The sequence below is a fragment of the Allobosea sp. 67-29 genome (assembly GCF_001898115.1).
Taxonomy (GTDB): domain Bacteria; phylum Pseudomonadota; class Alphaproteobacteria; order Rhizobiales; family Beijerinckiaceae; genus Allobosea.
This window is the reverse complement of sequence record NZ_MKSQ01000014.1, coordinates 130,550-134,086: the sequence shown is the minus strand read 5'-3', so window position 1 is coordinate 134,086 and position 3,537 is coordinate 130,550. Positions and strand designations below refer to the sequence as shown.

Here is a 3,537-nt window from a genome sequence, read left to right as displayed (position 1 = left end):
CAGTCCCCGCCGCGACACTGGCGGCAGTCAGAGCGACAATCCATTTCTTTCTCAAAGACATCATGACGATATCTCCTTTCCCGGGGCGAGCCCCGAATCTTGCGAAGATCATGGCCCCTTTCGCTTGAACGGCGCCTGAACCAATCGCGGCATCATTGAGGCGGCTCGAATACCGCCATCGCGGCCTGCTTTCGGCGCCGCCGCATGCGGGAGGCATTTGGTATCCGCAATCAAAACGGCCGGGCGGAACCGTTGTTCCTCGGCGCAGCGCTCCCGGACGACACGGCGGCGGCAGCCGTCGATACAATTATCCCAAAACTTGAAAATTTTAACTGATGCACTCTATGATTGCATCATCGGCCTGGAGCCGGCGGCTCTGGCGAACATGAGAGGGAGCCTGCCCGCGATGCCTACGGCCAAGAAGATACTCCCTTACGACGACGACGCGCGGCGAGCCGTGCTGCCGGCGCCGCCCCTCTCTCCGTTCGAAGTCGCTGCCTATATCGAGGGAATGGCCGCGGAGCTGCGGGTGATGGCCCGGTCCGCCAAGCTCGATGCCCTGTCATATTTCCTCGAGATGGCTCGGATCGAGGCGTCTGCGCAGATCGAGATCATCGCCGAGCGGGACCTCGCCAACTGATCCAGGTCGCCAGACCGGGGCGGCCTGCTCCGCCCCCTAATGCACGCGCGAGAGGCCACCGCCCGGATGGCGAAGCACTGCGCCGGCGAGCTCCAGCTCGACCAAGGCCCGGCCCACCTCTCGCGCCGAGCGACCGCTGGCCCTGACCAGATCATCCAGCGCGACGGGGGTTGGACTCAGCAGGTCGAGCAGATGCCGACCGAGATTGCCGTCTTCGACAGGCCGCGGGGGATCGAGGGGAAGCGGGCTCGGCGCAAACCGGACCGGCATCAATCCGGCCGCGCCGCTGGAGGATGGCTCGGAGGCGCTGGACCCATCCCAATCGTCCCAGAGGGGCGGGAGCGCGTCCGCGGCAGCGTGTTCGCGCAACAGGCCGGGCGCTCCGAAAAGATCACTCGGGCGCTCCAGCATGGGTTGCAGCGCTTCGACGACGTCCGCGCCGGCCGTGCAAAGCGTGGCACCGTCGCGGATCAAATGATTTCCGCCTTCGGCACGGGGATCAAGGGGCGATCCCGGCACGGCAAAGACCTGGCGTCCCTGCTCGTTGGCGAAGCGCGCCGTGATCAACGAGCCGGAGCGGCGTGCCGCCTCGACGACGACGGTGCCGAGCGCCAGCCCAGAGACGATGCGGTTGCGGCGCGGAAAGTCGCGCGCCCGCGGCTCCCAGCCGAGCGGCATCTCGCTGACGAGCGCGCCACTGCGGGCGATGCGCTCCGCAAGCCCGCTGTTCTGCGCGGGGTAGATCCGGTCGAGCCCGCCGGCCAGGACCGCCACCGTCCCGCTGGCAAGGCTCGCCTCATGCGCGGCGGTGTCGATGCCGCGGGCGAGGCCGGACACGACGATGAAGCCGGCCTCGCCGATCTCGCGCGCCAGCCGGCGGGTCAGGGCGAGCCCCGCCGCGGAGGCGTTGCGCGAGCCCACCATCGCCACGGCCGGCCTGCCGATCACGGCGGCATCGCCCAGGAGCGCCAACACGGGCGGAGCGGCGTCGATGGCCTGGAGCGGCCGCGGATAATCGGCCTCACCAAGGGCGATGAAGCGGCCGCCGAGGCGCGCGAGGCCCTCGGTCTCCCGCTCGGCTTCGGCCAGCGAACAGATGCGGACGCTTCGCCCGGCCTGCCGGGCGAGATCGGGCAAGGCCTCCAGCGCCGCACCGGCACCGCCGAACCGATTCGTAAGAGACCGGAAGCCGCGCGGGCCGATGCCCTCGCTGCGGATCAGCCTCAGCCAATCGAGGCGCTGGCTATCGGACAGGGCGATGCCAGCCACCATGCCGCTCAGCCCTTCTGGCCGATCCTGCCTTCATTTCCCGCCAGCAGACGGGAAATGTTGGTGCGATGCATGATCCACAGCAGCAGGGTGAGGACGGCCATGACCGCGGCGGCCTGATGCATCCCGACGGCGAACCAGAGCAGCAGCGGTGCTAGCACGCTCGCCGTCAGCGCCGAGAGCGAGGAATAGCGCGAGAGCCAGGCGACCGCGAGCCAGATCGCCGCGAAGGCGAGAGCGATCCAGCCGTTGAGGCCGATCAGCACGCCGAGATAGGTCGCGACGCCCTTGCCGCCCTTGAAGCCGATCCAGACCGGGAAGAGATGGCCGAGAAAGGCGCCGACCGCCGCGATCAGCGCCGCCTGCGGCCCGCCGAGCCAGTGCCAGGCGACGAGCACGGCCACGGTGCCTTTCAGCATGTCGCCGACGAGCGTGGCAGCGGCGAGCTTCTTGTTGCCGGTGCGCAGGACGTTGGTCGCGCCGATGTTGCCCGAGCCGATACTCCGCAGATCGGGCCCGCCGGCGAGCTTCGTCAGGATGATGCCGAAGGGGATGGAGCCGAAGAGATAGCCGACGACGAGCGCGATCAGCGTGGCGGAACCGGACAGGCTCCAGTTCAGAATCTCGCTCATGCCACCCCTTCCAAACCCTGCCCCCGCCGCAGGCTAGCCAAGTTCGGCTTCGTAGACCACCCGCCCGCCGACGAAGGTGGTCTGGACGATGCCCTGCAGGCGGGCTTCGTCGAAGGGCGAGTTCTTGGCGCGCGACTTCAGCTTGCGCTTGTCGACGACGAAGGGCGCCTCGGGATCGAGCAGGATCAGATCGGCCGGGGCGCCGGGCGCGAAGCGGCCGCCTGCGAGCGCGAGCAGGCCAGCCGGCTTGCTCGACAGCGCCGCCAGCAATCGCGGCAGCGTCATTTGCCCGGCCTGCACCAGCCGCAGCGCCGCCGGCAGCATGGTCTCGATGCCGAGAGCGCCGTCGGCGGCCTCGGCGAAGGGCTGTCGCTTGGTCTCGACATCCTGCGGGTCGTGGTCGGAAACGATGACGTCGATCACGCCCTCGGCCAGGGCCGCAACGATCGCGAGGCGCTCATCCTCGGTGCGTAGCGGCGGCGAGACCTTGCAGAAGGTGCGGTAATCGCCGACGTCGTTCTCGTTGAGGGTAAGGTTGTTGATCGAGACGCCGCAGGTGACCCGCGCACCATCCTGCTTGGCGCGGCGCACCAGATCGACCGATTCCGCGCAGGAGATCATGGTCGCGTGGTAGCGGGCGCCGGTCGCGCGGGCGAGCCGCAGGTCCCGTTCCAGCATCACGGTTTCAGCCTCGGGCGGGATGCCCGGCAGGCCCTTGCGGCTGGCAAACTCGCCCTCGTTCATCACGCCCGAGCCGCGCAGCTCCGGGTCCTCGACATGGTTCATGATCAGGGCGTCGAAATTGCCGGCATAGATCATGGCACGGCGCATCACCTGCGGGTTGCGCAGCGCCCTGGCGCCGTCGCCGAAGGCGACCGCACCGGCCTCCAGCAGCAGGCCGAATTCCGTGATCTCCCTGCCTTCCAGCCCCTTGGTCAGAGCCGCGGACGGCAGGACGTTGACGATCGCCTTGTCGCGCGCACGACGCTGGAGGAA

The 3,537-nt window shown here is 68.6% G+C and carries 4 protein-coding genes; 1 reads left to right on the top strand and 3 read right to left on the bottom strand.

Translation table 11 applies throughout. The features are described from left to right. Positions 1 to 406 precede the first annotated feature (406 nt). Entirely contained in the window at positions 407 to 640 is a 234-nt protein-coding gene (locus tag BGO20_RS11890; RefSeq protein WP_291663814.1) for a hypothetical protein, read from the top strand. Between the two features lie 36 nt (positions 641 to 676). Here BGO20_RS11890 and dprA read toward each other — a convergent pair whose 3' ends face one another. The 3 genes from dprA to BGO20_RS11875 all read right to left on the bottom strand — a co-directional run. Continuing rightward, positions 677 to 1,912: a DNA-processing protein DprA gene (gene dprA / locus BGO20_RS11885; RefSeq protein WP_291663815.1), complete on the bottom strand. Its 1,236-nt coding sequence runs from the start codon at positions 1,910 to 1,912 to the stop codon at positions 677 to 679. A 5-nt stretch (positions 1,913 to 1,917) separates the two neighbouring features. Further along, complete coding sequence (gene plsY / locus BGO20_RS11880; RefSeq protein ID WP_291663816.1) at positions 1,918 to 2,541, bottom strand: glycerol-3-phosphate 1-O-acyltransferase PlsY; 624 nt, start codon at positions 2,539 to 2,541, stop codon at positions 1,918 to 1,920. A gap of 33 nt (positions 2,542 to 2,574) precedes the next feature. Beyond that, the coding region (locus tag BGO20_RS11875) for an amidohydrolase family protein (RefSeq protein ID WP_299857873.1) at positions 2,575 to 3,537 on the bottom strand (963 nt) is incomplete at its 5' end.